Source organism: Mogibacterium kristiansenii, assembly GCF_029224645.1.
Classification (GTDB): Bacteria; Bacillota; Clostridia; order Peptostreptococcales; family Anaerovoracaceae; genus Mogibacterium_A; species Mogibacterium_A kristiansenii.
On sequence record NZ_JAQXUZ010000015.1, the window covers coordinates 75,296 to 102,287 of the forward strand.

At 54.0% G+C, this 26,992-nt stretch carries 22 protein-coding genes; 19 read left to right on the forward strand and 3 right to left on the reverse strand.

The genetic code is table 11. The annotated features are described in order from the left end of the window. The first annotated feature begins 96 nt into the window (after nucleotides 1–96). From PUE40_RS04265 to brnQ (PUE40_RS04285), 5 genes are all read left to right on the forward strand, one after another. Entirely contained in the window at nucleotides 97–1,191 is a 1,095-nt protein-coding gene (locus PUE40_RS04265; protein ID WP_330636976.1) for a M24 family metallopeptidase, read from the forward strand. A 116-nt stretch (nucleotides 1,192–1,307) separates the two neighbouring features. After that, nucleotides 1,308–2,198: a proline iminopeptidase gene (pepI, locus tag PUE40_RS04270; protein ID WP_154553818.1), complete on the forward strand. Its 891-nt coding sequence runs from the start codon at nucleotides 1,308–1,310 to the stop codon at nucleotides 2,196–2,198. A gap of 120 nt (nucleotides 2,199–2,318) precedes the next feature. Next, on the forward strand, nucleotides 2,319–3,275 hold the full coding sequence (locus tag PUE40_RS04275; RefSeq protein ID WP_277672012.1) for an alpha/beta fold hydrolase: 957 nt from the start codon (nucleotides 2,319–2,321) through the stop codon (nucleotides 3,273–3,275). A gap of 5 nt (nucleotides 3,276–3,280) precedes the next feature. Further along, complete coding sequence (locus tag PUE40_RS04280) at nucleotides 3,281–3,814, forward strand: hypothetical protein (protein WP_154553820.1); 534 nt, start codon at nucleotides 3,281–3,283, stop codon at nucleotides 3,812–3,814. Nucleotides 3,815–4,015: 201 nt separating this feature from the next. Beyond that, nucleotides 4,016–5,371, forward strand: coding sequence for a branched-chain amino acid transport system II carrier protein (gene brnQ, locus PUE40_RS04285; RefSeq protein ID WP_206157291.1), 1,356 nt, complete (start codon nucleotides 4,016–4,018; stop codon nucleotides 5,369–5,371). Between the two features lie 130 nt (nucleotides 5,372–5,501). Here brnQ (PUE40_RS04285) and PUE40_RS04290 read toward each other — a convergent pair whose 3' ends face one another. After that, the gene (locus PUE40_RS04290) at nucleotides 5,502–6,374 is read right to left on the reverse strand and encodes a LysR family transcriptional regulator (protein WP_154553822.1); all 873 of its coding nucleotides are present in this window, start codon (nucleotides 6,372–6,374) and stop codon (nucleotides 5,502–5,504) included. A 184-nt stretch (nucleotides 6,375–6,558) separates the two neighbouring features. Between PUE40_RS04290 and brnQ (PUE40_RS04295) the strand changes: the two genes are divergently transcribed. From brnQ (PUE40_RS04295) to PUE40_RS04305, 3 genes are all read left to right on the forward strand, one after another. Further along, a complete protein-coding gene (gene brnQ, locus PUE40_RS04295) occupies nucleotides 6,559–7,890 on the forward strand; it encodes a branched-chain amino acid transport system II carrier protein (RefSeq protein WP_277672013.1) in 1,332 nt (443 codons plus the stop codon). Nucleotides 7,891–8,483: 593 nt separating this feature from the next. After that, nucleotides 8,484–9,896: a sodium-dependent transporter gene (locus PUE40_RS04300; protein ID WP_154553824.1), complete on the forward strand. Its 1,413-nt coding sequence runs from the start codon at nucleotides 8,484–8,486 to the stop codon at nucleotides 9,894–9,896. A 102-nt stretch (nucleotides 9,897–9,998) separates the two neighbouring features. Next, nucleotides 9,999–10,682 carry a TMEM165/GDT1 family protein gene (locus PUE40_RS04305; RefSeq protein ID WP_277672014.1) on the forward strand — a complete coding sequence of 228 codons (684 nt, stop codon included), beginning with the start codon at nucleotides 9,999–10,001 and terminating at the stop codon, nucleotides 10,680–10,682. Between the two features lie 125 nt (nucleotides 10,683–10,807). Here the strand turns inward: PUE40_RS04305 and thrS are convergent, their stop codons facing one another. Together thrS and PUE40_RS04315 are read right to left on the reverse strand one after the other, a co-directional pair. Continuing rightward, nucleotides 10,808–12,844: a threonine--tRNA ligase gene (gene thrS / locus PUE40_RS04310; protein ID WP_154553826.1), complete on the reverse strand. Its 2,037-nt coding sequence runs from the start codon at nucleotides 12,842–12,844 to the stop codon at nucleotides 10,808–10,810. Between the two features lie 355 nt (nucleotides 12,845–13,199). Next, the gene (locus tag PUE40_RS04315; protein ID WP_154553827.1) at nucleotides 13,200–14,420 is read right to left on the reverse strand and encodes a homocysteine S-methyltransferase family protein; all 1,221 of its coding nucleotides are present in this window, start codon (nucleotides 14,418–14,420) and stop codon (nucleotides 13,200–13,202) included. A gap of 131 nt (nucleotides 14,421–14,551) precedes the next feature. Between PUE40_RS04315 and PUE40_RS04320 the strand changes: the two genes are divergently transcribed. The 11 genes from PUE40_RS04320 to larC all read left to right on the forward strand — a co-directional run bounded on the left by PUE40_RS04320 (nucleotide 14,552) and on the right by larC (nucleotide 26,988). Further along, on the forward strand, nucleotides 14,552–15,088 hold the full coding sequence (locus PUE40_RS04320; RefSeq protein WP_154553828.1) for a DUF2284 domain-containing protein: 537 nt from the start codon (nucleotides 14,552–14,554) through the stop codon (nucleotides 15,086–15,088). 36 nt (nucleotides 15,089–15,124) lie between these two features. Then, nucleotides 15,125–16,867 carry a cobalamin-dependent protein gene (locus tag PUE40_RS04325; RefSeq protein ID WP_277672015.1) on the forward strand — a complete coding sequence of 581 codons (1,743 nt, stop codon included), beginning with the start codon at nucleotides 15,125–15,127 and terminating at the stop codon, nucleotides 16,865–16,867. 30 nt (nucleotides 16,868–16,897) lie between these two features. After that, the gene (locus tag PUE40_RS04330; RefSeq protein ID WP_277672016.1) at nucleotides 16,898–17,881 is read left to right on the forward strand and encodes an ornithine cyclodeaminase family protein; all 984 of its coding nucleotides are present in this window, start codon (nucleotides 16,898–16,900) and stop codon (nucleotides 17,879–17,881) included. Between the two features lie 34 nt (nucleotides 17,882–17,915). Then, nucleotides 17,916–19,154 (forward strand): GTPase HflX, encoded by a 1,239-nt coding sequence (hflX, locus tag PUE40_RS04335; RefSeq protein WP_277672017.1) that lies wholly within the window; start codon nucleotides 17,916–17,918, stop codon nucleotides 19,152–19,154. A 45-nt stretch (nucleotides 19,155–19,199) separates the two neighbouring features. Next, nucleotides 19,200–19,820 (forward strand): HAD family hydrolase, encoded by a 621-nt coding sequence (locus tag PUE40_RS04340; protein ID WP_277672018.1) that lies wholly within the window; start codon nucleotides 19,200–19,202, stop codon nucleotides 19,818–19,820. Continuing rightward, nucleotides 19,813–20,850, forward strand: a complete 1,038-nt coding sequence (locus PUE40_RS04345; protein WP_154553832.1) for an ABC transporter permease — start codon at nucleotides 19,813–19,815, stop codon at nucleotides 20,848–20,850. The genes PUE40_RS04340 and PUE40_RS04345 overlap by 8 nt, the downstream gene beginning before the upstream one ends. After that, nucleotides 20,843–21,673 carry an ABC transporter permease gene (locus PUE40_RS04350; RefSeq protein ID WP_277672019.1) on the forward strand — a complete coding sequence of 277 codons (831 nt, stop codon included), beginning with the start codon at nucleotides 20,843–20,845 and terminating at the stop codon, nucleotides 21,671–21,673. The genes PUE40_RS04345 and PUE40_RS04350 overlap by 8 nt, the downstream gene beginning before the upstream one ends. A gap of 66 nt (nucleotides 21,674–21,739) precedes the next feature. Continuing rightward, nucleotides 21,740–23,302 (forward strand): ABC transporter substrate-binding protein, encoded by a 1,563-nt coding sequence (locus PUE40_RS04355; protein ID WP_277672020.1) that lies wholly within the window; start codon nucleotides 21,740–21,742, stop codon nucleotides 23,300–23,302. A gap of 39 nt (nucleotides 23,303–23,341) precedes the next feature. Continuing rightward, nucleotides 23,342–24,823 carry an ATP-binding cassette domain-containing protein gene (locus PUE40_RS04360; RefSeq protein WP_277672021.1) on the forward strand — a complete coding sequence of 494 codons (1,482 nt, stop codon included), beginning with the start codon at nucleotides 23,342–23,344 and terminating at the stop codon, nucleotides 24,821–24,823. Beyond that, on the forward strand, nucleotides 24,810–25,652 hold the full coding sequence (gene larE / locus PUE40_RS04365) for an ATP-dependent sacrificial sulfur transferase LarE (protein WP_277672022.1): 843 nt from the start codon (nucleotides 24,810–24,812) through the stop codon (nucleotides 25,650–25,652). The genes PUE40_RS04360 and larE overlap by 14 nt, the downstream gene beginning before the upstream one ends. After that, nucleotides 25,645–26,988, forward strand: coding sequence for a nickel pincer cofactor biosynthesis protein LarC (gene larC, locus PUE40_RS04370; protein WP_277672023.1), 1,344 nt, complete (start codon nucleotides 25,645–25,647; stop codon nucleotides 26,986–26,988). Before larE ends, larC begins: the two co-directional genes overlap by 8 nt. The last annotated feature ends 4 nt before the right edge of the window (nucleotides 26,989–26,992 follow it).

The window sequence follows — 26,992 nt, forward strand, 5'->3', positions numbered from 1 at the left end:
GATTCTCTATCAAAGTGCCGGCGGTCGTGCTATAATAATTTGTGGATGTTGTTTTCGGAACAATCCGGAAAGATTTAAGAAATGGAGGATTACATCATGTTGAAAAAAGATCGTTTGGAGAGAACCATTGCCAAGATGAAGGAAAAAGACATCCCTCAGATGCTCGTTTCCGACCAGTACGCACTGTACTACCTGCTGGACAAGACATTTGTTTTCGGCGAAAGAATGGGTGCGCTGTACATCAATGTTGACGGTACCGTTCACTTCGTACTGAACAAGCTGTTCCCACAGGTGGAAGACCTTGGCGTGGAGATTACCTATTACGATGACGTGGAGGACGGCGTAGAGATTCTGTCCCGTTTCGTCGACAAAGAGAAGACAATGGGTATCGACAAGACTTGGCCGGCAAGATTCGTTCTGAGACTTCAGGAACTGGGCGCAGGCAGCTCCTTCGTAAACAACGCATGCGTAATTGATAAAGTTAGACAGGTTAAGGGTGAAGATGAGCACAAGATCATGAAGGAATCCGCTCTGAAGATCGATCAGGTTATGGATAAACTGATTCCATGGGTTGCAAAGGGCCTCACTGAAATCGAGCTGAACCAGAAGACTGCAGAACTGTGCAAGGAAGTTGGTTTTAGCGGCATGTCCTTCGACCCGATCACTGCATACGGTAAGGGCGGCGCAGATCCGCACCACATCACCGACAACAGCAAGGGTAAGCACGGCGACTCCGTTGTCCTGGACATCGGCGGAATGTGGAAGGGTTATGCTTCCGACATCACCAGAACCGTATTCATCGGCGAAGTAAGCGAGAGACAGAAGCAGATTTACAACATCGTTCTGGAAGCCAACAAGAGAGGTATTGCAGCAGCAAAGCCGGGCAACAAGATGAGCGACGTAGATAAGGCTGCAAGAGATTACATCACCGAGCAGGGCTTTGGTGAATACTTCACACACAGAACAGGTCACTCCATCGGTCTGGAAGACCACGAGGTTGGTGACGTATCCCTGGCTAATGACGAAATCATCGTACCGGGACAGTGCTTCTCCGTTGAGCCGGGAATCTATCTCTATGACGAGGGCATCGGCGTAAGAATCGAGGACATCCTGTACATCACCGAAGATGGCTGCGAAGTGCTCAACGAGTATCCGAAGGATGAAATCATCGTTGTTCCGGACGGAGAATAATTGTTCATAAAACAAAGTTCGCCTCGGCAGACACTTCCGAGGGAATAAAACGGAAATGATAAGGGTGCCGCGGTCTGCGGGCTGCGGCATTTTATTTACAAAGGAGAGTTAAAAAAATGGCAAAGATTACAGAAGGTTACATGCCGTTCAGAGGTTATCAGACGTATTACAGAATCGTTGGTGAGCAGAAGGACAACGGAAAGGCTCCGCTGATCTGCCTGCACGGTGGTCCGGGATCCACCCACAACTACTTCGAAGTACTGGACAACGTAGCAGACGATGATGATCGTATGATCGTAATGTACGACCAGCTTGGCTGCGGAAATTCTTACCTGGACGGACATCCTGAAATGTGGACACAGGATTTGTGGCTGGACGAGCTGGATGCTCTGAGAGAGCATCTGGGTCTGGATAAGTGCCACATCATCGGTCAGTCTTGGGGTGGTATGATGCAGATTGCATACGCAATTGAGCGTGGTGCAAAGGGCGTAAAATCCTTCATCATCTCCTCCGGTCACCCAAGCAGCAGCCTGTGGGCAAAGGAAGGTATGAGAAGAATTAAGATGATGGATGAGGCAGATCAGAAAGCCATCAACCACGCACTGGAAACCGAAGACTTCACCGGCGAAGATTATCTGAAGGCAGTAGATCACTATATGGACAGATACTGCACATACTGGAGAGAAGATCTTCCGGAGTGCTGCACCAGAGCAAAGAAGAGCGGCGGCGAAGCATATCTGTATGGATGGGGCCCGAACGAATTCGTACCGTCCGGTACACTGAGAGACTTCGAGTATATCGACAGACTGCCTGAAATCGAAGTACCGTCCCTGATCATGAGCGGTATCTCCGATTTGTGCTCCCCGCTGGTTGCAAAGACCATGGCAGACGGAATCCAGCACACCAAGTGGATTCTCTGGGAAAATGCAAGACACACCACATTCGTAGACAGACACGATGATTACTGCGTTGAGCTGATCAAGTGGATGAACGAATACGACAAATAAGAACTGACAGCACATCTGTGCTTTAATCGATTTTAATCCGGACACGATCGAAAGATGCCGTGTCCGGATTGCTCTATAAAAAAACAGACCGGGTGAAAGCCCCGTGTCGGGAGGTGTACGATGTTACATGAAGTAAGTTTTAAATCCTTTAATGAGAGAGATGATGTGCAAGGCTGGATTTACGTTCCGGCAACAGAGCCATGCGGAATCATTCAGCTGGTGCACGGCTTCGGAGAGCATTCCAGAAGATATTTCCATATGATCGTGAATTTTATGGAGGCCGGCTATATCGTCGCGGCCGATGATCACGTAGGTCACGGCAAAACCGCCATGGTGAACGACACCTGGGGCGATTGGGGCGACAAGGGTTTCCGCACCATGATGGAGGACGAGCACACGCTCACCACCCTGGTCAAGGAAATGTATCCGAATCTTCCGTACTTCATGTTCGGCCACAGTATGGGTTCCTTCATCGCGCGAGATTACATCACCAAATACGGCGATGAACTTACCGGCGTAACCCTTTGCGGCACCAGCGGCGTATTCCCGCACGTAGAAGAAGGAATCGATCTCCTGGAAAAAGAAGTGGCAGCCGGTCACGGAGAGGATCCGGCCACCGAGGCACCGAATGTGGTGATGGGCTGGATGTTCGGACGCTGCGATGAAGAGATCAAGCTGGGCAACGAGTGGATCTGCTCGGATCCGTGCGTTCAGTACGACCACGCCCACGACCCATTTGACGCCTTCACAAAGCCGACCACCAATCGATCCTTCTTGTACTTCTGTCAGATGATTACCGCCATCACCGGAGCGGACTGGGCGAAAAATGTTCCGACCGAACTCCCAATCTTCAATATTGCCGGCGACCAGGATCCGGTGGGACAGTATGGCGAAGGGGTATATCAGGTATCCAACTGGCTGGCGGAAAGCGGACATGCCGTAGAGACGAAACTGTATCCGGGTTACCGCCACGAAATCCACAACTACGAAGATCTGAAAGATGAAGTGGTGGAAGACATTGTTTGCTTCTTCGACGCTCAGCTGGATTTTGACGACGACGATGAGGATGAGGAATAATAGAATTGATTAAATCCACAATTAGGAAGCGCACCTATCGCGCAATATATCGGTTACTGGACCGGGTATCTCCGGTGGATTACGACTGCGGCACCCTTTGCGGTGCCGCATGTTGTATGGTGGAATCGGAGCCGGATATGGAAATGGGCATCTACCTGCTGCCGGGGGAGGACAAAATCCACCGCCGGGAAGGCGAGGGCTATCGGTGGACGGAAGAATCCACAGAAGAGTTCGAATTCCCGGAATCCTGGAAGGGGAAGGTGTTCTTTTTGCACTGCATGAATCCCCCTCACTGCCAAAGAGCGCTGCGGCCCATTCAGTGCCGGACCTTTCCGCTGCTGCCCCATTTGACGGAGGAGGGCGAGCTCATCATGATTTATGATGATACGGAGGTACCGTACGCCTGTCCGCTGATTGAAGAGACCCTTCCGCTGAATGATGATTTTGTGAAGGCCACCACTACGGTGTGGCGGCATCTGATTCGAGACCCACTGATTTACGACCTGGTAAAAGCAGATTCGGAGGACCGCTACGAATAGCCCACCGTGCGGAATGGAGGGTATCGGTAGAATATAGGAATAGCGGAAAGAATATTTTTACAAAACGAACACATAACATCGGGCGACATGAAAAAAAGTGCTATACCCATAGGAATAATTCGTTTTTCAAGGAATTGTGAATATGTTAACATCTGTACCGTAAGGAAAGAGTGCTTTAGGTACATCCCCGGAGAAGCGGGGATGAAAAGTATGAGAGGTATTGAAATTATGGAACAGAATGGTAAGACAAGAAGCAAGCGTTCCGCCATTATCATCATGGGTCTGGCGCTGTTTGCAACACAGTTCGGTGCCGGAAATCTGATTTTCCCGCCGTTCCTGGGAAGAGACACCGGTTCTTCCTGGTTCGTTGGATTCATCGGCTTCTTTCTGATGGACGTTGGTCTGGCGGTAGCAGCGATTATTGCAACCGTATCCAACAAGAAGGGCGGCGTTGACGGCGTTATGGGCAAAATGGGCCGTATCCCGGGAAAAGCGATGGTAACCGCTATCATCATCTGCCTGGGACCGCTGATCGCAATTCCGCGTACAGCAGCAACCACCTATGAAATGGGCGTTAAGCTGCTGATTCCGGGACTTCCGCAGTGGGCATTCGGTGCTATTTTCTACGGAATCGCACTGCTTCTGGTAATCCGCCCGACAAAAGTAGTAGATATTATCGGAAACTATCTCACACCGATTCTGCTGGCAGTAATGGTACTGCTGATCGTGATCGGTATCGTGAATCCGATTGACGAGGCCGCAATCTTGGCAAACGCATCCCCGATGCACGACGGTATCGTAAACGGATACCAGACATTGGACGGTATCGGCGGCGTTCCGCAGACACTGATGATGATTACTGCGGCATGTGCTTACGGATATACCACAAAGGATGAAATTCGTCAGACTGTCAGCGGTTCTGCAGTGATTTCCGGAACTTTACTGGCTCTGGTATACGGCGGACTGACCTATCTGGGTTCCACCATTTCCGGTATCGCAGAATATAAGAATTTGGAGCAGGCTCCGCTGCTGATGGCAATCACCAACAAACTGCTGGGCAGCTATGGCGTAATCGCGCTGACCATCATCGTACTGATGGCTTGCTTGACCACCGCAATCGGACTTTCCGCAGTAGTAGGTGATTACTTCAAGGATCTCACCGACGGAAAGATGCAGTATAAGCACACCGTTGTCGCAGTTATTGTATTCAGCTATATTCTCTCCAACTTCGGACTGAGCAACATCATCGCGCTGGCAGGACCGATTCTGTCCATCCTGTATCCGCCGTTGATCGTTCTGGTAGTAATGACGCTGCTGGAGAAGGTGGTAAAGAACGATATGGCTGCATGCGTGGGTGCATATGTATCCCTGCTGGCCAGCCTGGCGGGAACCCTGCCGATGGGCGCAATCTCCGACATGGCTGCAAAGCTGCCGTTCGCGGCAGATGGTCTGGGCTGGATTTTTCCGGCTGTAATCGGATGCGTGGTAGGCGCATTCCTTCCGAAGCCGCAGAGCAAGAAGGTTGAAAATCTGAAGGCAAATGTGAATCTCGACTAAAAGTTTATAAAAAGAGTTTTTCCTCGGCCATTGACGAACCCGATTTCCGGTCCCCCCGGAAATGGATGCAAAACGAAAAGGCAGGCACTTCACGAAAGTGGAGCGCCTGCCGGTTTTTTTATGAGATGAATTAACAGGTGACGATGCCGTGCTGGTTGATGAATTCGATGAGCTTCCGCAGAGGGTCGTTCATGTATTTGGTGCTGTAGAAGAGCTGAAGCATTTCCACGAATTCTTCTCCCAGCGGGAAACATTCAAAGTCGCTGTCTGCGTCGACTTCCGAAAGGGGAAGGATGGCAAAACCTTGGGACAGAGCCAGCATCATGGTCTGTACATCCTGACTGCGGGCGACCCGAACTTCGTGGAAGGTTGTGCCGTATTTTTTGTGAAGATTGGTGCGGCAGTATTCGTAATACTCTTCATCCACGGATTTGGTAATCAGGGGAAGGTTCTCAATCGCCTTCTCGATGGAACCGAAGTGGCGTACCGTATTCGGCGGAAAAACCAGGTAGTCCAGGGCCTTTAGAATGTCGATGCTGCGGATTTCCGGATAGGAGCGAACTTTTTCGCTGATGTTGTCCGGCATGACGATGGCGTGGAGTCGCTGGTGTACCAGATCGCTTACCAATTCCTTTTCACTGCCGAAGGCGGCTTTCAGGTTTACGTCCCGATAGGCGGTTTGAAAATCCGTAAAGAGGGATACGTAGAAATGAGAACCGTCCAGCCCCAGGTTCAAATCCCGTGAATGATCCTGCTTCAGGGCGGCCACCAGGTTGGCATAATCTTTTTTCATGACCAGCGCCTTTTCGTAGAAAATTTGTCCCTGGTCGGTGAGCTCACAGCCCTTATTGGTTCGGTAGAACAGCTTGCAATTGAATTCGCTCTCCAGTTGGGCAATGTACTTGCTCATGGTTGTCTGCGCAATTCTGCATTGGTCGGCAGCTTGGGTAAAATTCCCGGTATCTGCTGCTGTCAAAAAATAGTCTAATTTTTGAATATCCATAACCTTTACCTCTCATTCTTATTATAACGGATAAAAAATAATAAACAATAGAATAAATTGGTTTAGTATGTCAAAACATGAAAAAAAGTGCTTGCAAGATGAAAAGAATTCTTTTTTAAAACGCATTTCTTCATGGTAGAGTAGGTGCGTATTGGTTATATGTATTAATAGGTAAGGTGAAAAAATGGAAAAGAAAAGAAGTAAGTTCTCTGCAACCCTGTGTATGGGACTTGCATTGTTTGCCGCACAGTTCGGTGCGGGAAATCTGATTTTCCCGCCGTTTCTGGGAAGAGAAACGGGAAGCAGCTGGATCAGCGGATTCATGGGATTCTTCATCATGGACGTGGGACTGGCAGCAATTGCGATTGCGTCGGTAGTGCTGAACCGAAAAGGGAACGTAGACGGAGTGGTTGGCAAGATGGGAGCGAAGCCGGGAAAGGTACTGCTTACCACCATCATGCTCTGTCTGGGACCGTGCGTGTGCATTCCGCGAACCGCGGCTACCAGCTATGAGCTGGGATTCAAGACCATCGCGCCAAGCGTTCCGCTGTGGCTCTACGGACTGGTGTTCTTCCTGATTACGTTGGGTCTGGTTATCCGCCCATCGAAAGTAGTAGACATTATCGGTAATTACCTCACCCCATGTCTGCTTGCGGTGATGATTCTCCTGATTGTCATCGGAATCATCAATCCGCTGGGCGCTTCCGTTTCCCCGGAGGAAATTGTTCCTATCGCATCCGGCATTCAGAACGGATATCAGACACTGGACGGAATCGGCGGCGTGCTGATTACCATCATGCTGATTACCGCTGCGTACAACTATGGCTACAAGGAACACGAAGACGTTAAAAAGATGATCGTCGGCGCGGATCTCATTTCCGCAGCGCTGCTGGCCATCGTGTATGGCGGACTGACGTATCTGGGCTCCACCGCATCCGGTATTCCGGAATATGCCGGACTGGACCAGGCCGGCCTGCTGGTAGCGATTACCTACCACTTGATGGGAAAATACGGCGTATACGCCCTGGCGACCATCGTAATCCTGGCTTGCGTCACCACCGCACTAGGACTCAGCTCCATCGTAGGAGACTACTTTGAAGAGCTGACCCACGGAAAGCTGAAGTATAAGCAGATTGTAATCGCTCTGATTGCCATCAGCTACGCCATGTCCAACTTCGGACTGAGCCAGATCATCGCCATCGCGGGACCAGTGCTGAACATTCTGTACCCGCCGCTGATCGTACTGGTACTGGGTGCCTATGTGGAAAAAATTACGGATAACGATCACGTCATCTGTGTGGGAACCTATGTGGCGCTGATTACCAGCATCCTGAGCACCATCAGCACCTCCGGACATCCGATTGCGTTCATCGACAACCTTCCGTTCGCATCCTTCGGATTGGGCTGGGTCATCCCGGCACTGATCGGCTGCGGTCTGGGTGGATTCTGGAAGAAAGATGCTGCTTTGTTCTCCGGAAAGGAACTGAAGGCCGGTAAGAAGCTGGAAGCAGAATAAAAACACTTAAAACACTAATTTCTATATTATATAAGGGAAACACCGTCTCGGTTTCGGAGGCGGTGTTTTTCTGTTATACGCAGTGTTGGCCGCATTTTCCCGCAGTGATAGACCAATGATTATACCGAAGTCGGTATAAAAAAACATGATAGCAAAAAAGAACAGTTGAAAAGTGGGCTGGAAAAAATTTTCAATTTATACTAAAAATTGGTTGAATGGATAATTAATCAACAATCAGGCAAATATGAGCGTTTATATTGATTTAAAAATGAAAAGAAAACACAATATATAGCGGTTTTAAAAAAGTACGACAATAAAATAACGAAATTTTGCTTTTAAAATCGTACAAATTTCTAAAACCCTATTGTTCAATAGGTTTCCGCCAGTATTAAAAATTGTAAAAAGTTTTCTCGCTTTAACTAAATATACAGAATATATGTTGCGAATGTGAAGAACAGGTGATATACTTTGAGCATAAATTGTATAGGGCGGATTAACCAATAGAGTGATTATTCCGATTTAGTCCGAAAGGTATAATGTCTTATACAGAGTTCTTATATGTGTCGTTTTCATTTTTGTATGGAGGTATTGAAATGGAACAAGAAAACCAAAAAGGCCAATTTAATTCCAATTTTGGATTCTTGATGGCAGCACTTGGATCGGCCGTAGGTCTTGGTAACCTGTGGTCCTTCCCTTACAAGATGGGTATGAACGGCGGATTCGCTTTCCTGCTCTTGTACGTAATTCTGGCAATTGTAACCGGTTACCCTCTGATGCTCTCCGAGATGGCTCTCGGTCGTAAGACTCAGAAGGCGGCAATCGAGGCTTACAAGGAAGCCGATCACAGATTCACCTTCAACGGTGTTCTGCAGACCATCGTTCCTTGGCTCTTGATTTGCTTCTACTGCACATTCGGTGGATTCATCACTAAGTACCTGGGAGACTCCATTCTGGCGCTCTTCGGTAAGGGTGTTCTGAACACTGCAGATCCGGGCGCACAGTTCGGCGGACTGCTGACCAACACCGGAAACTCCGTTGCATGGATGACAGGATTCCTGCTCCTGACGATGGTTATCGTATTCGGTGGTGTATCCGGCGGTATCGAGAAGTTCTGTAAGGTAGCAATGCCGTTGCTGTTCTTCATGCTGCTCATCGTAGTAGTAAGATCTTGCACACTGCCTGGCGCAGGCCCTGGACTGAAGTTCCTGTTCAGCCCGGATCTGAGCGCTTGGGGAAGTGCAAAGGGATTCTTCAGTGTACTCTCTTCGGCAGGTGGACAGTGCTTCTTCTCGCTCTCCCTGTCGTCCGGTTGTATCATTGCTTACGGTTCTTACCTGGATAAGAAGGAGAACTTGGAATCCAACGCAGCAATCATCACCTTTGGTGACTCCTTGGTAGCGGTTCTGGCTGGCGTAGCTATCTTCCCGGCTGTATTCGCATTCGGTCTGGAGCCATCCGCAGGACCTGGACTGCTGTTCGTATCGATGACAACCGTATTCACATCCATGGGCACTGCCGGAAAGATCTTCCAGCTGCTGTTCTGGCTGCTGGTATTCTTCGCAGCACTGTCTTCTTCCATCGGAATGATGGAAGCCGGTATTTCCGCAATCTTGGACTCCAGAGTGAAGGCCGGAAAGAGCGCAAACAGAGTAAAGGTTACCGTTGTCATGGCAATCATGGCATGGATTGGTAACTTCTTGACCACAGCTGACGGACTGGGCACAAGCCAGAATGCATTCTTCGTAGCATTCCGCGGCCTGTTCAGACAGCCGGATGTACTGGACGTATGGGACTGCATCGCAGAAGGTATCCTGATGCCGCTGACCGGTCTCATCATGACAATCCTGCTTGGCTGGTTTGTACCTGGATATCTGGATGATGAAATCAGCAATGGCGGAACCAGAAAGTTCAAGTCCAGAGGCTTCTACAACTTCTGCATCAAGTGGGTTGGACCGATCTTCCTGGCAATGGTAGTTTATGGACAGCTCACAAGCTTCTGGGGTTAATTTAAAGACTAGTTGTAAGACTTTAACTTAAGGCAAATATAAAGAACGCACAAATGCTCGGATTCTCGGATTCGAGCATTTGTGTTTTTTGAAGGAGAATGAATGGTGTTATTCTTTAAAATTTTTTTGACGGAATTCATTGCAGAGATGGGGGATAAGACGCAGCTGATGCTGATTGCGCTTGCCTCGAAGTACAAATTAAAGGACATTATACTGGGAACTGCGGTGGCGATTCTCGTGCTTAATGGACTTGCAGTGCTGGCAGGTGGACTGGTGAGTGAATTTATCCCAGATTGGGTCATTAAGATTGTTGCTGCACTGGCATTTCTCTATTTCGCTGCATCTACCATTGCGGGGGATGAGGATGAAGAGGAAGAAAATGCGAAATCCGGAATTCAGTTCGCGCCACTGGCTGTCTTTTGCACATTCTTTGTGGCCGAGCTGGGAGACAAGACGCAGCTTACTGCCATCACCTTTGGTGCAAATGAGGGAATGAGTGCGGCGTTTATCGTTTGGCTTGCTTGTTCTCTTGGATTGTTCGCAGCGGATATCCTGGGGATGATGGTGGGATATCTGCTGAAAAGCAAGACGCCGGACGGACTTCTGAACAGTCTTGCATTCGTAATATTCTCCATCTTTGGAGTGTACACACTATACCGGGGACTCCACCTCATTCGTGAAGGCGTCTGTCCAATCCCGGTGTGGCCAATATTAATCGGGGCTACAAGCGTATTCGTTGGTTTGTGTGCATGGTTGTTTGCGCGGAGAAAGAAGGTAGAACAGTAATATATTTTACAATAAACATGCATAACCAATCATCAACAGAAAGATTAGTACAAAGAAACGCCAGAACCGGCATTCGCCGGAACTGGCGCTTCTTTATTTGCGGACTTATTTTACAGTCCCGTTTCTTATTTTTCTTCTACTTCTTTCTTCCGGATCGCCTTTGTCTCAATCTCTTCCACAATCTGGCGGACGAATTCGGACAGCGGCTTGCTGCCTTCGTCACCGGCGAATCTGGAACGAACGGAAACGGCATTTTCTTCCTCTTCCTTGGCACCCAGAACCAGCATGTACGGAATCTTTTCCATCTGTGCCTTACGGATCTTATAGCCGATACGTTCCGTGCTGTGATCCACGTGAACATCGACGCCGTTACGACGGAGTTCACGGAATACCTTTTCCGCATAGTCATCGTACTTGTCGGAAATCGGCAGGATGCGAACCTGTTCCGGACAGAGCCATGTCGGGAAGTTGCCCGCATATTTTTCAATGAGCCATGCCAGTGTTCTCTCGTAGCAACCAATGGAAGTACGGTGGATGATGTACGGGCGCTTCTTGGAACCGTCCTTATCGATGTAGTACATATCGTAGCGTTCTGCCAGGAACATATCCAGCTGAATGGTGATCATGGTGTCTTCCTTGCCGTATACGTTCTTGGCCTGAATGTCCAGCTTTGGACCGTAGAACGCTGCCTCGCCGGTCGCCTCGGTGTAGTCCAGACCGATTTCATCCAGGATGGTTCTCATGGCATCCTCTACGCGGTTCCAATCCTCCGCAGTTCCCAGATACTTCTCGGAGTTCTCCGGATCCCACTTGGACATCCGATAGGTTACATCTTCCTCCAAACCCAAAGTGGTGAGGCAATATTTTGCCAGGCGAACGCAGTTCTTGAACTCCTCGTCAATCTGCTCCGGAGTGCACACCAGGTGACCCTCGGAAATAGTGAACTGACGAACGCGGGTCAGTCCGTGCATCTCGCCGGAATCCTCGTTACGGAACAGAGTGGAAGTCTCCGCCATTCTGTAAGGCAGATCGCGGTAACTCTTCTGACGCGCCTTGTACACATAGTACTGGAACGGGCAGGTCATCGGACGCAGTGCGTATACATCGCTGTCCGCATCGTTTTCAATCATCTTCAGGTCCTGAACACCGTGAATCTCACGGGAAGCGTCCTCCGCATTGTTCAAATCCTCCAGGTTATCGTAGCCCAGTAGGAACATACCGTCCTTATAGTGGTACCAGTGGTCCGAGATTTTGTACAGGGTGGACTTCGCCATCAGCGGAGTACGGGTACGAACATAGCCCCACTCGTAATCCTCCAGATCCTCAATCCAGCGTTGCAGCTTCTGAATCATTTTGGTACCGTTCGGCATGAACAGCGGCAGGCCCTGACCCACTACATCCACCGTAGTGAACAGGTCCATCTCACGGCCCAGACGGTTGTGGTCTCTGTTTTTGATATCTGCCAGGTACTCCAGATACTCTTCCAGGTCCGCCTTCTTGGTGTACGCGGTTCCGTAGATTCTGGTGAGCATCTTGTTGTGCTCGTCCCCTCTCCAGTATGCACCGGAAGAAGAAGTCAGCTTGAACGCCTTGATCTGCTTGGTGCTCATCAGGTGCGGACCCGCACACAGTTCGATGAAATCACCCTGCTGGTAGAAGGAAATGGTCTCGCCCTCCGGCAGATCCTCAATCAGCTCCACCTTGTACGGCTCTTCCCGATCCTTCATCATCTGAATCGCCTCTTCCCTCGGCAGTGTAAAGTACTCCAGACGGTCGCCCTTCTTGATGATCTTCTTCATCTCCTTCTCGATCTTGTCCAGATCCTCCCGGGTCAGCGGCGGCATGTCGAAGTCATAGTAGAATCCGGTGTCGATGGAAGGTCCGATGGCCAGCTTTGCCTCTGGGTACAGGTTCAGCACCGCCTCCGCCAGAACGTGAGAACAGGTGTGGCGATATGCGTGTTTGCCCGCATCGGAATCGAAAGTGAGAATGTTCAGCTCACAGTCGCTGTCGATTACGGTACGCAGGTCCTTCACCTCACCGTTCACCTCGCCCACGCAGGCAACACGGGCCAGACCCTCGCTGATATCCTTCGCGATATCGTAGATGGACATCGGTTCTCCGTATTCACGGGTACTTCCGTCTTTCAAAGTAATAATCATTTGGTTTCCTCCTTCTTGAAACGGAAGGTACAAAAAAGTCCCTTCCGCAGATATACTGTCAGAAGGGACGCATACATTTCGTATTCGTGGTTCCACCCATCTTCCGGGAAAATCCCGGCACTCATTATGGCTTTTCACGCGGCCGGCGGGCAGGATTAGTGCCACTCGGAGGTGGTGTTCCGCAAGTCCGAATCTGGGATAATTTCACCGGCTATCCCTCTCTGTAAGATTCTCCCGACAAGCGTACTGTCCTCGTCATCGTTTTATTTTTATAATCATTGATTTTAGCACCGGCGCAAAACCTTGTCAAGCGATAAAAACAAATTCGCCGCGGCCCGCTCGTCCGGCAAGCCCCCTAGATTACCAGTCCGTAGCGGTTGGCCAGCGGCAGAAGCTCCTCCTCCGGCAGATCGCCGGCATAGAGGACCCGGCCCTGATAAATTTCCAGCGCCTGCTCCAGAAGGGACGCATCATTGCAAAGAATGCACAGCGGCAGCGAGATGGCGTATTGGAAGTCCTCCAGGTGATCCAGCTCCTCCTCCGCTTTCAGTTCAATCGTCATGAAGAGAGCCTCGTCGTCCTCCTCTGCCTCCTCGCAGGAATCCTCCAGGTGCTCATCGCAAGGATAGATTTTGCCGATTTCGAGATCCGTCGGCAGGAGGTAGAGATTCTTCTCCGTCGCCAGAGGGATTTTGCCCTGAAAATCCGGGTGAGGCGGAAGGAATTCCACATTCTGAAGCTCTCGGTGAATCGCCCGAATGTGCTCCTCCGTGGAGCCGCAGCAGCTCCCGAAAATGCCTACGCCGGCGGCCGCCAGATCCTTCACGTAGGACGCCAGTTCCTCCGGACCGCAGTCGTAGTAGGTCTCCCCGTTCTTCGTCTTTGGCATGCCCGCATTGGGCTTGGCGATAAGAGGCACCTCCGCGTACTTCTGCAGCCGCTGAATGTGGGGCAGCATCTGATCCGGCCCCGTGGAGCAGTTCAGCCCGAAGGCATCGATGCCCATGTTCTGCAGGATTACCAGCGCTGCCGCAATATCGTTGCCCATCATCGTGCGTCCGTTGGCCTCACAGGTAAAACATACCATGATGGGTTTATCGGAAATTTGCCGGATGGCCAGCACCGCCGCCCGGGCTTCCGCCAGGTTGGTCATGGTCTCCACGGCGTACAGGTCCACCCCGGCTTCCTCCAGGGCTTCCGCCTGCTCCCGGTAGATTTCCAGCATCTCTCGGAAGGTGGTGTTTCCGATAGGCTTTAGAAATTTGCCGGTCTGGGAGATATCCCCCGCCACCAGCGCGCGCCCCTCGGCATTATCCAATGCTATTTTTGCCAGACGTCGATTGTACTCCGGCACCTGATTGAAGACGCCGTACTCCTCCAGCTTGACCCGGTTGGCCCCAAAAGTAGGGGCGTACAGCACGTCGCTTCCGGCTTCGATGTAGTTGTTGTGCAAATCCGTAATGGCATCCGGGTGCTCCAGCACCCACTGCTCCGCGCTGATGCCGCCCCGGTAGCCCCGTTTTTGAAGCTCGGTCCCCGTGGCGCCGTCCAGCAGAATCGGAAAATGAAGTTCCATAATATGCTCCTTTATGCTTGTCTCTTTGTCCCTATAAAATCTTTTCTTAATATTATAGGCAGAGGGTTTTGGAGGTGTCAAGAAAATATCAAAAATGGTATAATGAATCATTATACCGAGGGGGTAGGGAAATGAAAACAGAGGAGCTCATCGAGCTGGCACTGGAGGTAGGATTCGACCACGCCGGAGAACTGAATATGGGGGCGCTGGACTTCCGGCCGGAGGTGCGGGATATGTGTTCAAGCGGACGCTGCCGGGCCTACGGCACCCGGTGGAGCTGCCCGCCGGCGGTGGGGGATCTGGAACGCAGCCGTCGGCGCACGGAGAAGTATCATCGGGGGATCCTGGTACAGACCACGGGGCAGATGGCCCACGACTTTGACAGCGAGGGAATTTTACAGGCAGAGAAACGCCACAAGGAACGGTTTGCCACTTTGGTGCGGCAGATTCGTTACGGATATCCGGACTGCCTCCCCATGGGAACGGGGGCCTGTACCCTGTGTCGAAAGTGCACCTATCCGGACCGGCCCTGCCGCCATCCGGAGGAAATGTTCACTTCCATGGAGGGCTACGGCTTGCTGGTAAATGATGTGGCAAAAGCCTCCGGGCTTCGGTACGACTACGGGCCGGGTACCATCACCTATTCCGCTGCGGTACTGATTGACTAGAAAAGGGATTGTTTTAGGGACAAAGGAGAACGCAAAATGACACCAAAAGAAATATTTCTGGAACTGTTGAAGAAAGAGGGGCGGCCGGAGCGCCTGCTGAACCAGTATGAAGCTCTGCAGATGGCGCTGGGGGATCCGGTGAGCCGGTACCTTCGGGCCGGTCAGGTTCGGGGATCTCGGACCATCGACCGCTGGGGCGTGACCATTCTTTTCCCGGAAGATGCGCCGGGCACCATCCCGTATCACTCGGAGGAAGCCACGGTGCTGAAGGACATTACCCGATGGAAAGAGGTGGTCCACGCACCGGATATTAAAAACAACTGCCAGGAGGGCTGGGAGGAATACCGGAAGGCCCAGAGAGAAAAAGCGGGCGATCGGCGTCTCCTGGCGGGTTTTATGGGAACCGGTATCTTCGAACAATGCCACTTCCTGATGGGGTTCGAAGACACCCTGACCAATTTCTACGAGCACCCGAAGGAGATGCACGAGTTGATTGACTACATCCTCAGTTACCGCCTGGAATATGTTCGGATGCTGATTAAGGGATTGCAGCCGGACGTCATCTTCTCCCACGACGACTGGGGTGCGAAAAACCAGCTGTTCATGAAGCCGGAAATCTGGCGGGAATTCTTTAAGGAACCGTATCGGAAGTTCTACGGAGAGATTCGGGATGCGGGATGCATCGCCATCCACCACTCCGATTCCTATCTGGTGCCGATTCTGGATGATATGGTGGAAATCGGCATTCAGTGCTGGCAGGGAATCCTGCCGGAGAACAACATCCCGGAAGTGGTGCGCCACCTAGACGGCCGAATGATCGTCATGGGCGGCGTGGGCGCCGAGATTGACCGGAGCGATGCCACGGAAGAGGAAATTCGGGAATACATGCGCAAGATGCTGAAGCAGAACGGATCCCTGGAGCACTTCATCCCATCCATCACATACGGGCTGAGCGGCACCATTTTCAAACACGTGGATCCGATTATCGACGAGGAAATCGCCCGGTACAACAATGAGCTTCACTTCCGGCACTACAACTATCCGGTGACGGAAAAGAAATATGCCCTTTCCACGGGCAAAAATAAATCCGCATCTCACGGGGAACAGAAGGTGTCCGACAGTGTTCGGAAGAGCCCGCTGGGAAAGGTGGCGGACGTGCTGATGAAGGGAAACCGGAACCGGATGGAGAAGGTGTGCCGGGAAGCCCTGGATGCGGGATATGCGCCTCAGGAAATTCTGAACAAGGGATTGATTACCGGAATGACGGAAGTGGGCAATGCCTTCTCCCGGGGAGAGGTGTTCGTCCCGGAAATGCTGATGTCGGCAAAATGCATGACCACAGCACTGAACTTGCTGAAACCCATGCTGGTAGCCGATGCAAGCGCATCCTTGGGTAGAGTGTGCATCGGCACGGTGCAGGGGGATATGCACGACATCGGGAAGAACTTGGTGAAAATCATGCTGGAAGGAAACGGCTTTGACGTGATTGACCTGGGAAGCGATGTGCCGGCAGAGACCTTCGTCCGCACCGCCAAGGAAGAGAAGTGCGATATCATCTGCTGCTCCGCGCTCCTCACCACCACCATCGAAGAGATGCGGAAGGTGGTGGAAGGCTGCAAGGCAGCGGGTATCCGAGAGGATGTGACCATCATGGTAGGCGGCGCCCCGGTGACTCAGGATTTCTGCGACAGCATCGGCGCGGATATCTATACGGACGATGCCACCGCCGCGGCCAAAGCAGCGGTTCAAGCGATGGAAAACCGGCAGAGGCCGGCGTAACGAAATATGGTTTTATAGGAGGAAAAGAAAATGCTGTTACTATCGAAAGAAGACATTCGCAAAGTCGTAACCATGGCAGATATCATCGAGGGCAACAAGGTGGCCTACAAGAGCGTGGTGGACGGAGAAGTGGAGAATCCGCTGCGCACGGTAATTCCGGGAAAATATGACGGATCCTTTGTGTTCATGCCGGCCTACGCACCGGGACTGGATGCGGCGGCACTGAAGGTGGTGGATATTTTTCCCCACAACCCGGAACAGGGGCTGAAGACCTCTCCGGCGCAGGTGCTGCTCATCGACGGTAAGACGGGATACATCCGCGCCATCCTGGACGGCACATACGTGACGGAAGCCCGCACCGGTGCGGCATCGGGAGCCGCTTTCGATATTCTGGGAAAGAAGGCGTGCCGCAAGGGGGCCATGATCGGCACCGGCGGACAGGCGGCTTGCCAGCTGGAAGCCATGCTGACGGCAAGAAAGTTGGAAGAGGTGGCCGTGTACAGCCGGAACAAGGAGAAGCGGGAGGCTTTTGCGGCGGAGATGCAGGAGGAACTGAAGGAATTCGGCACCCGAATCTATGCGGCGGACAGCGCCGACGAAGCGGTGGAAGATGCGGACCTGCTGATTACGGTAACGGGATCTTCGGAGCCGGTATTCGACGGCACCAAGGTAAAACCGGGCTGCACCATCAGCTGCGTGGGCACCTACGAACCGCACAAGCACGAGCTGGATCCGGCGGTGCTGCCGAGAACCGCTAAGATTATCTGCGACTCCAAAGACGCGGTGATGGCGGAAAGCGGGGACCTGCTGATTCCGATTCGAGAGGGCATCATTTCCGAAAGCGACGTGCTGGGAAGCCTGGGAGACGTGATTAACGGCACCGTGGCCGGCAGAGAGAACGACGACGAGATCATCGTCTTTGAGAACGTGGGCATTGCGGCTCTGGATCTGGTGGCGGCAAAGGTCATTTACGATAAAGCGGTGGAGAAGGGCATCGGCCAGAGCTGGGGCTAGAGCCGACACCGAAGCGGAACATGGGAAATAAGATATGGAACAAATCGAAAAGACAGAAAAATATATTTTGGTGGCGGTAGCCACCGGCGAGGAAGAGGCGGCCTGGGCATCCCTAGAGGAGTTGGGGGAACTGGTGCGCACCGACGGCGCAGAGGTTTCCTCCATGGTGGTGCAGAACCTGGACCATCCGGAGCGGGCCACCTATGTGGGCAGCGGCAAAGCCCTGGAAATTCGGGAGATGCTGGAGGTGCAAGAAGCGGACGGAATCATCTGTGACGATGAACTGACCCCGTCCCAATTCCGAAATCTGTCGGAAGCCATCGGGGCAAAGGTGCTGGATCGGACCCTGCTGATTCTGGATATCTTTGCGGCTCACGCCAAGACAAAGGAAGGAAAGATTCAGGTGGAAATCGCCCAGCAGCGATACCGAGCCTCTCGCCTCCGGGGAATGGGAGAAGCCATGTCCCGGCTGGGTGCGGGCATCGGTACTCGGGGACCGGGCGAAACCAAGCTGGAGACGGACCGCCGGGTGATTCAGAAGCGCATCAAGGTGCTGTCTGATGAGATCGAGGATATGAAGCGGGTGCGGGAAACCACCCGGAAAAAACGGTCCGAAAGCGCCACCATGACCGTGGCCATCGTGGGATACACCAACGCGGGGAAATCCACCCTGCTGAACAAGGTGACGGATGCGGGCATCTTGGCGGAAAACAAGCTTTTTGCCACACTGGATCCCACCACCCGAACCGCGGTGCTGCCGGACGGACAGTCGGTGCTGCTGACGGACACCGTTGGTTTTATCAACAAGTTGCCACACCATCTAGTGGACGCCTTCCGAAGCACGCTGGAAGAGGCAAAATACGCAGACATCATCATGCACGTGATCGACGCATCCAACCCTCAGTGGGAACTGCACCGGAAGGTGGTACTGGACACTCTGAAGGAACTTGGCGTGGTGGGCAAACCGGTAATCACGGTGTGGAACAAGATGGACCTGCTTCCGGAAGGAGAGAAGAGGCAGGATTTTCAGGCAGATGCATCGGTGATGATTTCCGCCAAAAAGAACCTGGGCTTGGAAGAGATGTTTGAAGAGCTGGGACGAATCGTTCGGGAATCTCGGGTGTACGTGAACACGGTGCTCACCTACTCGGAGATGGGCATTCTGGAACAGATTCGGAAATTCGGACAGCTGCTGGAAGAAAAATACGAGGGGGACGGCATTCACGTGAAGGCCTACGTTCCCCATGCTTTGGCGTACCTGGCAGAACGGTAACATAGGGCCGGCGAAAGCACCGGGAAAGAAAACGAGGCGATGGATATGATAAAAACAGTTATTTTCGATATCGGGCGGGTGCTGATCGGCTTCGAGTGGAAGGATTACGTCCACCGACTGTTCGGCAATCCGGAGGTGGAAGCCCGGGTGACCGATGCCACCTTCGGCAGCGGAATCTGGAACGAGATGGACCGGGGAATCTGGTCGGAGGAAGAGGTGCTGGAGCGGTTCATCGCCCGGGCACCGGAACGGGAGAAGGAAATCCGGGTCGCCTTTGACCGGGTGGGATGCTGTACGGAGCGAAAGGAGTACGCCATCCCGTGGATTGAGGATCTGAAAGCTCGGGGATACCGGGTGCTGTTCCTGTCCAACTATTCGGAACATGTGCGAAAGCGAAGCACACATACACTGGATTTCCTGCCGCACCTGGATGGGGGCGTGTTTTCCTATCAGGTGCACCGCATCAAGCCGGAGCCGGAGATTTACCGCATCCTGCTGGAGAAGTATGAGCTGAAGGCAGAGGAGTGCGTCTTCGTGGACGATAACGGGAAGAACATTCAGGCGGCCCGGGAACTGGGCTTCCGCACCGTGCATTTTGAGAATTACGAACAGGCTCGCGAAGCGCTGGAGGAGCTGCTTCGGGAAGACGGGGAAGCGGATGAATAGCCGGATTGAAAATCAGAAGAATCCGGGCATCCGGCGGAGCCGGGTCGGTGCTGCGGCGGGAGGTCTGGTGCGGGGCTTGTTCCTGCTGCTGGTCCTGTCGCTGGTGGTGTTCTTTCTGGCGCGGGCGTGCCCCGGAGATCCGCTGCGGTCCTGGTACGGGGACGGGGTGGACCGGCTGAGTGCGGCACAGAAAGAGGCCATGCGCCGGAACCTGGGACTGGACCGGTCCCTGTGGGTGCAGTACGGCCTGTGGCTTCGGAACCTGTTCCAAGGCAACCTGGGAATCTCCCTTAAATACAAGCGGCCGGTGACGGCGGTGCTGGGCAGCGTGGCGGGAAATACCGCCATTCTGGGACTCCTGGCCTACGTGATGACCTTTCTGCCGGCTTTCCGAATCGGGAGCAGCTGTGCCCTGAAAGAGGGCAGCCGAAAGGACCGCCGGCTCTCCCGTATCGCCGTGGTGACGGGAAACATTCCTTCCTTCTTCCTGGGACTGCTGCTGATTTTGTTTTTCACCGTGAAAATCCGGCTCTTTCCCTCCGGCGGCGCCTATTCCTACGGTATGGCTCACAGCCTGCCGGATCGCATATGGCACCTGGTGCTTCCATGTGCCGTGCTGGTGCTGGAGCACGTGGGCTACTACGGCCTGATGGTGCGGAACCTGCTGGTGGAGGAAACCCGAAAGGACTACGTGCTGCTGCACAAATCCCAGGGCATTCCCCGGGAGAAAATCCTCCGAAGATACTGCATGAAGAACATCCTGCCGGGCATGATTCCGGCCATGACCATGGCGGTGCCCCACATCCTGGGCGGTACCTACGTGGTGGAAATGGTCTTCGGTTATCCGGGGCTGGGCACCCTGGCCTTCGAAAGCGCCCTGTACAAAGATTTCAACGTGCTGATGGCGGTGACCCTGCTCACCGGCGCCCTGGTCATCTTCTGCAACATGCTGGGAGAGGTCCTCAGTGCGGCCATCGATCCGAGAATGAGGGACGATGCGGCGGAATTCCGGGAGGTGGATTATGAATAAAAAAAAGAATCGCCTCGGCCCGGGCGTCCGGCTGAGCATCACTCTATTGGCTGTCGTGGGCATCGCTTCGCTGCTGGCGCCTCTGCTGGCACCTTACGGCCCAAACGAGATGGGGCCGGCCATCAACCAAGCCCCTTCGGCAGATCACCTGTTCGGCACCGATTCCATGGGTCGGGATCTGCTGAGCCGTATTCTGTACGGCGGGCGGGCCAGCCTGTGCATCGGACTGATGGCGGCGGCCATCAGCACCGGCATCGCCATGGTCTACGGATCCCTCAGCGGAATGAGCCGCCGGTGGGTGGACCGGGGGCTCATGGGTTTTGCGGACCTGATGCTCAGCGTGCCCCAGATCCTGATTGTGGTATTTCTCCAGGCGATTTTCGGAAAATCCGGATACCTGTCCCTGGCCCTCTCCATCGGCGTGACGGGCTGGATGGCCATGGCTCGGATCATCCGAAACGAAGTGCGGCGGATTCGGGAGACGGACTACGTCACCGCGGCCCGGATGATGGGCGGCAGCTTCGGCTACATCCTTCGGAAGCACCTGCTGCCGGGCTTTCTGCCGGCAGTGCTGTACGCGGCGGTGAGCAGCATCGGCGCGGCCATGATGACGGAGGCCACCTTGAGCTTTATGGGATTGGGACTCCCGGTGGCGGAGGTGTCCTGGGGAGGCCTGCTGTCCGACTCCCGGAATGCACTGCTCTCCGACAGCTGGTGGATCATCCTGATTCCCGGCATCGTGCTGATCGGAACACTGATCGCCATCGCGGCGCTGGGGGAACAGGTGCGGAAGGGGAACACCCGGCTGCACAGCAATTTATAAGTTATTCTAGGGAAAACCGGGCAAGAGATTGGCGTTATTTCTGCGTAAGCGAAAGGTAAAAACGAGATGAAAAATATTTCTAAGAAGTGGAAGCGAATTCTGCCGGCCATGCTGCTGGTTCTGGCATTGGCCTTTCTGGCCGGATGCGGCAGCGAGTCGAAGCCGGCCGGCGACACCATGGTGTACGGCAGTCAGGACTATACCGCCATTAACCCGGCATTGTACGAGCACGGGGAGATTAACCTGCTTATTTTTGCCGGATTGACGGCCCACGATGCGGACAACAACGTGGTTCCCGGACTGGCAGAGAAGTGGAGCTACGACAAGGGTGCCAAAACCTGGACATTCCGCCTGCGGAAAAACCTGACCTTCCACGACGGCGAACCTCTGACCTCAGCGGACGTGAAGTTCACCCTGGAATCCATCCTGGACGAGAAGAACGGATCGGAAATTGTGTCCAACTACGCGGACATAAAGAAGATTTCCTGCCCGGATGCCCGCACGGTGAAGATTCAGTTGAAGGAAGAGAATGTGGGATTCCCGGAATACATGACCATCGGTATCCTGCCGAAGCACCTCCTGGAGGGGAAGGATCTCACCACCGACGAGTTCAATCAGAAGCCGGTGGGCGCCGGACCGTACAAGCTGACGGAGTGGGACGAGGGACAGAGCATCACCCTGGAGCGGTTCGACGGATACTATGCCGGAAAAGCCAACATTCCGAAAATTATTTTTAAAATCGTGCCGGACAGTGCCACCCGTCTCCTGCAGCTGGAATCCGGCGACCTGGACATGGCCCAGCTGACTCCGAAGGACGGCAAAGCCCTGATGAAAAAGGATTCGGACTGCAGCGTGTACGAGATGGACACTGCGGACTACCGGGCGATTGCGTATAATTTTGCGGGCAGCAAGCTGTTCAAGAAGTATCCGGAGCTGGCGAACATCCTCAGCTACGGCATCGACCGGCAGGCGATTCTGAAGAGCGTGCTTCTGGGCGAGGGGGAGATTGCCTACTCGCCGATTCAGAAGAATCCGTTCAACGACAGCAGCATCGAGAAGTTCAATTACGACCCGGCGAAAATGAAATCCCTGCTGGAGCAGGACGGCTGGAAGAAAAACAAGGACGGTTGGTACGAAAAGGACGGCACGGAGCTGAAGTTCACCATCGCCGCCATGTCCGATGATCAGGTGCGGGTGGATATGGCCAACATGTGCGCGGAGCAGCTGAAGAAGGAAGGCATCCATGCCACGGCGGAGAACCGGAAGGAGCTGGATTGGGCCGGTCAGGATGCCTGCATCATCGGATGGGGCAGTCCGTTTGACGCGGACGACCATACCTATAAGGTGTTCACCACCGGTGCGGGAGACAACTACACCGGATACTCAAGCGCCGATGTGGACCGGGCCCTGGAAGCGGCGCGCTCCACCGACGACAACAGCCTGCGGAAGCAGTATTACAGCACCTTCCTCCACCGCATGACCGAGCAGATGCCGTTCACCTACATCGCTTACATCAAGGCCAACTACGGCGTGAACAAGGCGGTAAAAGGCGTGGACAAGAACGTGGTCCTTGGGCACCACGGCGTGGGGATTTTCTGGAACGTAGCGGATTGGAAGCTGGAACGATAGAAGATGACAAAGGATTACGGCAATAGGGAAGAATGGAATATGGGCAAAAATAAAACCGTTCTGAAGGTGGAGGATTTCCGACTTTGCTTTAACGGTCGCTTTGGCGCGGTGCATGCGGTGCGGGATGCCAATCTGGAAGTTCGGCGGGGCGAGATTGTGGCCCTGGTGGGCGAATCCGGCTGCGGCAAAACCGCACTGTGCCGGGCCATCCTGATGCTTCACTCCGCCCATGCCCGGTACCTGTCCGGAAGAATTCTCCTGGACGGCCGGGATGTGCGGACTTGCAGCGAAAGGGAAATGGAGCAGATTCGGGGCAAGGCGGCGTCGCTGGTATTCCAGAATCCGCTGAGTTCCCTGAATCCGGTGTACCGAATCCGGGAGCAGCTGGAAGAACCCATGCGCCGTCACCTTGGCATGAAGGATGCCGGCGCGTTGGAAGTCCGCTCCCGAGAGCTTCTTCTGGAAATGGGCCTGAAGGAGCCGGAGGAGATTCTGGAAAAATATCCCCATCAACTTTCCGGGGGACAGCGGCAGCGAGTGGCGGTGGCCATCGCGCTGGCGGGAGATCCGTCTCTGATCGTCGCCGATGAGCCGACCACTGCCTTGGACCCGGAAACCGCGAAGATGGTAACGGACCTCCTTCGCCGGGTGGCGGATGAGAAACAGAAGGGCATCCTCTTTGTGACCCACGACCTGGCGGTGGCGTCGGCGTTGGCGGACCGGGTGCTGGTGATGAAGAACGGGGAAATCCTGGAGCAGGGAACCACGGAAGATATTTTTGCGCGGCCGAAGGAGAACTATACGAAGAAGCTGGTGCGCTGTGCGGAGTGGGGACGTGGGAAAGCTCCTGCGGAATCATTGAAGCCGGAGCCGGAAAGGAAGCGCCTGGCAGCGGTGCATCACCTGATGGTGCGGTATCCCGGAGCGCCAAGGCCGGTGCTGAGGGACTGCAGTCTGGACATCCGGGAAGGGGAAATCCTGGGCCTGATCGGCGAGTCGGGCTGCGGCAAATCCACCCTGGCTAAGGTGCTTTGCGGCATACTGAAACCTTCCGCCGGGGAGGTGGAATTCTTTCGCCCGGTGAAACCCGTCCTGATCTTCCAGGATTCCGTGGCCTCCTTCAACGAACGGATGACCCTGGGCGAGATTGTTCAGGAGCCGCTGGTCATCGGGAAAATGCCGCTGGAGCGGCGAAAAGAAAAGCTCTGGGAGCTGACAGAACAGGTGGAGCTGGAAGAGGCATTGCTGGACCGGTATCCCTATGAGGTTTCCGGGGGACAGCGGCAGCGGGCGGCCATCGCCCGAGGGCTGGCCATGGATCCGGAATTCCTGATTGCGGACGAGCCGGTGTCCTCCTTGGACGCCCCGGTGCAGATGGAAATCCTTCGGCTGCTGAAGCATCTTCGGGACCGCCGCAATCTAACCCTGCTGATTATCTCCCACGATATTCCTATGGTGGAACACATCAGCGACCGGATTATCCGGATGGAAAAGGAAGGACTTAGAGATGAATTCAAATAAGTTACAAGAGAAGGAAGCGCAGCTGCGGGAGAACCTGCGGAATCTGGGCTCTCTGGCGGTGGCGTTTTCCGGCGGGGTGGATTCTACCTTTCTGCTGAAGGTTGCCCATGAGGAGCTGGGGGACCGGCTGTTGGCGGTGACCGCAAAGGGCAGCGTGTTCTCGGGACGGGATTTGTCTCAGGGAATGGAATTCTGCCGACAGGAAGGCATCCGTCAGGAAATCGTGGTGATGAACGAACTGGAGATTCCCGGTTTTCAGGACAATCCCCCGGACCGCTGCTACATTTGCAAAAAAACAATTTTTCAAAACCTGCTGGATACGGCGGCAAGTCACGGCATCCCTCACGTAGCCGAAGGAAGCAACATGGACGACCTGGGGGATTACCGGCCGGGACTCCGCGCCCTCCGGGAGCTGCAGGTGCTGAGCCCTTTGAAAGAGGCGGGCTTATATAAAGAAGAGGTTCGGCAGCTTTCTCGAGAGCTGCACCTTCCCACCTGGGACAAACCTTCCGCCGCCTGCCTGGCCTCCCGTTTCGCCTACGGTGAACGGATCACCCGGGAAAAACTCCGCATGGTGGAGCAGGCAGAAGACTTCCTGGCGGATCAAGGTTTCCGGCAGGTTCGGGTACGCATCCACGGGGCCGACCTGGCCCGGCTGGAGGTGGCGCCGGAACAGCGGGAGAAGCTGCTGTCTCTGGGGGACTCGGTAACGGAAGCCCTTCGGCAAATTGGTTTTACCTACGTCACCATGGACCTGAAAGGGTACCGCACGGGAAGCATGAACGAAATTCTGAAGGATGAGGAGAAGAAGGGAGTTGTCAATGGATAGAACATTGTACTTGGAATGTGAAAGCGGAATCAGCGGAGACATGTCGGTGGCCATGCTCCTGGACCTGGGGGCGGACCGGGAGGTTCTGGCAGAGGCCCTGAAATCCTTGCCGCTGCAGGGGTACGAGATTCGGATTTCCAGGGTGAACCGGAACGGCATCGATTGCTGCGACTTCGACGTGGTTCTGGAGGAGGAGAACCACGACCACGATATGGAGTACCTGTACGGGGAAGGGGAAGGCCATACCCATGCCCACGAACACGAGCATGCGCATGAGCACACCCACGAGCATGAGCACGAACACACCCATGAGCACGAGCACGAACATTCGCATGGCGACGACCATGCCCATGCCCATCATCATTCCCACGCTCATGTTCATCGCCACCTGGCGGAAATCAATCGGATCATTGACGCCGGCAATCTGACCGACGGCGCCAATGCCCTGGCCAAAAAAATCTTCCGCATCATCGCGGAGGCGGAGAGTCGGGCCCACAACCTTCCTTTGGAGAAGGTGGGCTTCCACGAGGTGGGTGCGGTGGACTCCATCGTGGACATCGTGGCTTTCGCCGTGTGCTTCGATAACCTGGACATCCGCCGGGTGCTGGTGCCAAAACTCTGTGAGGGCACCGGAGTGGTTCGCTGCCAGCACGGGATCCTTCCGGTCCCGGTTCCGGCGGTGACCAACATCCTGGAGGGTTCCGGGATTCCGATGGAAATTCTGCCGTACAAGGGCGAGTTCGTCACTCCAACCGGTGCGGCCATCGTAAAAGCAGTTCGTACCGGCGGCGGTTTTCCGGCGGGTTGCACCATCGCCCGTACGGGAATGGGTGCCGGCAAGCGGCAGACGGAACGGGCCAACGTCCTTCGGGGCATGCTTCTGGAATCCGCAGACGAAGCGTCGGATTCCGTGTGGAAGCTGGAATCGGATATCGACGACACCACGGGGGAAGTGCTGGGCTACACCCTGGAGCGCCTGCTTGAGGCGGGGGCCAAGGATGTCCACTACCTGCCGTGTTTCATGAAAAAGAACCGCCCGGCGTGGCAGCTCCAGGTAATTTGCGATGAGGAGCACCGACCGGCGCTGGAGCGCATCATCTTCCGGGAAACCACCACCATCGGCATTCGGCGCATCCGAATGGAGCGAAGCATCCTGAAGCGGCAGACCGGAAATGCCCGGACCCCCTTCGGAAATGTGAGAATTAAAATCTGCCGGAGCGGGGATGAAACTTATTTTTACCCGGAATATGAGGACGTGGCGGCGATTGCTCGGGAGAAGGACGTTCCTTTCCAGGAGGTGTACCGGGCGGCACAGCAGGAGGCACGGGAGTTGTAAGGAG

Excerpts from the sequence above, each read along its gene's own strand:
- PUE40_RS04345 (WP_154553832.1), top strand. The coding sequence starts at position 19,813 with ATGAATAGCCGGATTGAAAATCAGAAGAATCCGGGCATCCGGCGGAGC.
- PUE40_RS04330 (WP_277672016.1), top strand. The coding sequence starts at position 16,898 with ATGCTGTTACTATCGAAAGAAGACATTCGCAAAGTCGTAACCATGGCA.
- thrS (WP_154553826.1), bottom strand. The coding sequence starts at position 12,844 with ATGATTATTACTTTGAAAGACGGAAGTACCCGTGAATACGGAGAACCG.
- PUE40_RS04360 (WP_277672021.1), top strand. The coding sequence starts at position 23,342 with ATGGGCAAAAATAAAACCGTTCTGAAGGTGGAGGATTTCCGACTTTGC.
- brnQ (WP_206157291.1), top strand. The coding sequence starts at position 4,016 with ATGAAAAGTATGAGAGGTATTGAAATTATGGAACAGAATGGTAAGACA.
- PUE40_RS04305 (WP_277672014.1), top strand. The coding sequence starts at position 9,999 with ATGGTGTTATTCTTTAAAATTTTTTTGACGGAATTCATTGCAGAGATG.
- PUE40_RS04340 (WP_277672018.1), top strand. The coding sequence starts at position 19,200 with ATGATAAAAACAGTTATTTTCGATATCGGGCGGGTGCTGATCGGCTTC.
- larC (WP_277672023.1), top strand. The coding sequence starts at position 25,645 with ATGGATAGAACATTGTACTTGGAATGTGAAAGCGGAATCAGCGGAGAC.
- larE (WP_277672022.1), top strand. The coding sequence starts at position 24,810 with ATGAATTCAAATAAGTTACAAGAGAAGGAAGCGCAGCTGCGGGAGAAC.
- PUE40_RS04315 (WP_154553827.1), bottom strand. The coding sequence starts at position 14,420 with ATGGAACTTCATTTTCCGATTCTGCTGGACGGCGCCACGGGGACCGAG.
- PUE40_RS04300 (WP_154553824.1), top strand. The coding sequence starts at position 8,484 with ATGGAACAAGAAAACCAAAAAGGCCAATTTAATTCCAATTTTGGATTC.
- PUE40_RS04290 (WP_154553822.1), bottom strand. The coding sequence starts at position 6,374 with ATGGATATTCAAAAATTAGACTATTTTTTGACAGCAGCAGATACCGGG.
- brnQ (WP_277672013.1), top strand. The coding sequence starts at position 6,559 with ATGGAAAAGAAAAGAAGTAAGTTCTCTGCAACCCTGTGTATGGGACTT.
- PUE40_RS04350 (WP_277672019.1), top strand. The coding sequence starts at position 20,843 with ATGAATAAAAAAAAGAATCGCCTCGGCCCGGGCGTCCGGCTGAGCATC.
- hflX (WP_277672017.1), top strand. The coding sequence starts at position 17,916 with ATGGAACAAATCGAAAAGACAGAAAAATATATTTTGGTGGCGGTAGCC.
- PUE40_RS04325 (WP_277672015.1), top strand. The coding sequence starts at position 15,125 with ATGACACCAAAAGAAATATTTCTGGAACTGTTGAAGAAAGAGGGGCGG.
- pepI (WP_154553818.1), top strand. The coding sequence starts at position 1,308 with ATGGCAAAGATTACAGAAGGTTACATGCCGTTCAGAGGTTATCAGACG.
- PUE40_RS04265 (WP_330636976.1), top strand. The coding sequence starts at position 97 with ATGTTGAAAAAAGATCGTTTGGAGAGAACCATTGCCAAGATGAAGGAA.
- PUE40_RS04320 (WP_154553828.1), top strand. The coding sequence starts at position 14,552 with ATGAAAACAGAGGAGCTCATCGAGCTGGCACTGGAGGTAGGATTCGAC.
- PUE40_RS04275 (WP_277672012.1), top strand. The coding sequence starts at position 2,319 with ATGTTACATGAAGTAAGTTTTAAATCCTTTAATGAGAGAGATGATGTG.
- PUE40_RS04355 (WP_277672020.1), top strand. The coding sequence starts at position 21,740 with ATGAAAAATATTTCTAAGAAGTGGAAGCGAATTCTGCCGGCCATGCTG.